Source organism: Streptomyces torulosus (genome assembly GCF_001419765.1).
Taxonomy (GTDB): Bacteria; Actinomycetota; Actinomycetes; order Streptomycetales; family Streptomycetaceae; genus Streptomyces; species Streptomyces torulosus.
The window spans coordinates 1-2,619 of sequence record NZ_LIRK01000808.1 but is presented as its reverse complement, the minus strand read 5'-3'; the positions used below and the strand labels follow the sequence as shown (position 1 = coordinate 2,619).

The 2,619-nt window shown below is 67.0% G+C and carries 1 protein-coding gene and 1 pseudogene; both read left to right on the top strand.

What is annotated here, in order from left to right:
- A pseudogene (locus AOK23_RS40470) lies at positions 1-364 on the top strand (LCP family protein); the annotation flags it as partial.
- Between the two features lie 245 nt (positions 365-609).
- A complete protein-coding gene (locus tag AOK23_RS40465) occupies positions 610-2,358 on the top strand; it encodes an LCP family protein (RefSeq protein WP_055717406.1) in 1,749 nt (582 codons plus the stop codon).
- The last annotated feature ends 261 nt before the right edge of the window (positions 2,359-2,619 follow it).

Here is a 2,619-nt window from a genome sequence, read left to right as displayed (position 1 = left end):
GAAGCTCTATCCGGTCCTGGACGCGGCCACGTCCTCACTCACCACCGACCCCGGTCTGGCGAGTCTGCGCGGTCTCTACGACCTCGTCCGCGGGATGCGCGGCATTCCCATGGAAAGGGTGCAATTCCTGACCGTTCCGAGGAAGTCGTACGCCCAGGACGCCAATCGTGACGAGCTCGTCGAGCCGGCGGCACACCGGCTTTTCGCCCGGCTGCGTTCCGACGCACCCGTGGCCGTGGCCCGGGAACTCCCGGAAGGAGGGCCCGAAGGACATGCGGGCGAGCTTTCGGGTGGCTCTTCTCTCACCCCCGATCCGATGCCCACTTTCCGCGGTCGCACGGCCGCCGAAGGGGCCTGTGAGTGACCGGAGTGGGTCCCCGCAGGTAAAACGCACGTCAACACGAGGAACAAATGCTCTAGGAAATGGGCAGATTGCCCACTTGTAGGGACGTGCAATTTGTCACCGCCGTCGCTTGACGCCTGATCGGGCGGCTAGTGTGAGCGATCCGGTGTGTCAGGCCTTCCCGGTCACGCACCACTTGCAGCGAGACCCGAGCGTCTTTTGAGGGGGAAGACGCCGCGTGGCCCCGACGGAGGAATCAGACAACCGTGGACGCGCAAGGCCGTGGGCGGGCGGAAGACATCGACCCCGCAGACCAGTGGGTACTCAACCCGAACACCGGTGAATACGAACTGCGACTGGCCCCTTCCGCACCGCAGTCAGGCGTACCCAGGCCCCGCCGGGCCACGCCCGCGGCGGCGGGGGCCAGAGCGGGCGGCGCCTCCGGGCGGTCGGCGACGGCGACGCCGGACACCCGGGAGATCCCCGAGGTGGTTCCGGGGCCCCGGCGTCGGCGGGGGACACCCGAGGAGGAGCCGCTGCCGGGCCGTCGTGGCGGCCGGGGCAGGACGAAGACCAAGAAGTCCAAGGGCAAGCGGATACTGGTGTGGACCGCAGGCACGTTGGCCTTCGTGGTGGTCGGTGTGAGCGCCGCGGGCTACCTGTACTACCAGCACCTGAACGGCAACATCACCGCCATCTCCGACGACGGCGCCGGCACCGGCGGCTTCAGCAAGGACCGGGCGATCAACCTGCTGGTGATCGGCACGGACAAGCGCACCGGCAAGGGCAACGAGTCGTACGGCGACAAGGAGAGCGTCGGTCACGCCGACACCACGATCCTGCTGCACGTCTCCAAGGACCGGACGAACGCGACCGCGATGAGCATTCCGCGGGACATGATCGTGGACATCCCCGACTGCGAGACGACGCAGGAGGACGGCTCCAAGAAGACCATCGGCGGTTCCACCGGTGTCCGGTTCAACACGAGCCTCGGCCAGGACGGCCGCACCCCGAGCTGCACGATGCGGACCGTGACGAAGCTCACCGGGATCGTCCCCGACCACTTCATGGTGGCCGACTTCAACGCGGTGAAGACGCTCTCCACGGCGATCGGCGGCGTGAAGGTCTGCCTCGCGAAGCCCATCAAGGACTCCAAGTCGAAGCTGGACCTCTCCAAGGGCGAGCACGTCATCCAGGGCGAGCAGGCACTGTCGTTCCTGCGCACCCGCTACAGCGTGGGCTTCGGCAGCGACCTGGACCGGATCAAGCTGCAGCAGCAGTTCCTCAGCTCGATGATCCGCCAGATGAAGTCCGAGGACACCCTGACGGACGCGGGCAAGGTCATCGACCTGGCGGAGGCCGCCACCAAGGCGCTGTCCGTGGACTCGACGATCGCCGACATCAAGAAGCTGGCCTCGCTCGGCCAGGAGGTCGGCAAGGTGAACACGAAGAACATCACCTTCACCACGGTGCCCGTCGTCGACAACACCGACCGCGCGACCGTGCTGCCGATGCCGGGCAAGGCGGAGCAGCTGTTCGAGACCATCCGCGACGACGTCTCGCTCAGCGACGTGAAGAAGAAGGAGAAGCAGAAGCAGGCCGCGAAGCTCAAGGGCAAGCGCGCCGATGCCTCCGAGGTCCGGGTCAACGTCTACAACGGCGGTGCCGAGGCAGGCAGCGCACAGGCCACTCTCAACTGGCTGCAGAACGATGTCGGCGTGACGAAGTCCAGCCAACTCGGCAACGCGGGCAAGACGTTGTCGAAGACGACGCTCGAGTACGACCCGGACCAGGCCGACCAGGCGCGCAAGCTGGCCGACCTCATGGGCCTGTCCGCGTCCGCGCTCAAGCCCGGCGAGGGCAACAGCGAGACCAACTCCCAGGGACTGCCCGCGATGGTGCTGACCCTGGGCGAGGACTTCAAGGGCGCCGGGGTGAAGATCAGCGGTTCGTCGTCGGCGGCCGACCTGGACGTCGAGAAGAACACGGCGGACAAGGAAAAGTGCGCCGGCTGATGACCTGACGGGGTCTTCTCGCGTCTATCAGGACGCACACGAAGTACAGACGCCGGGCGGGCGCGAGGGTGCGCCCGCCCGGCGGGTTCCGGTGATCATGNNCAGACGCGGTACCGGTCGAACACGTGGGTGGCCGATGTCATCCGAGCAGGGCGTATGACGCGTTCAAGAGAGCATGCGTACATCCCAGTTGGGGTCTCGGAAGTCCAACAGGAGGCGGGGTCGGCCCCGTCGGCACAGCAGGGTGGGGAGGGGCAGGGA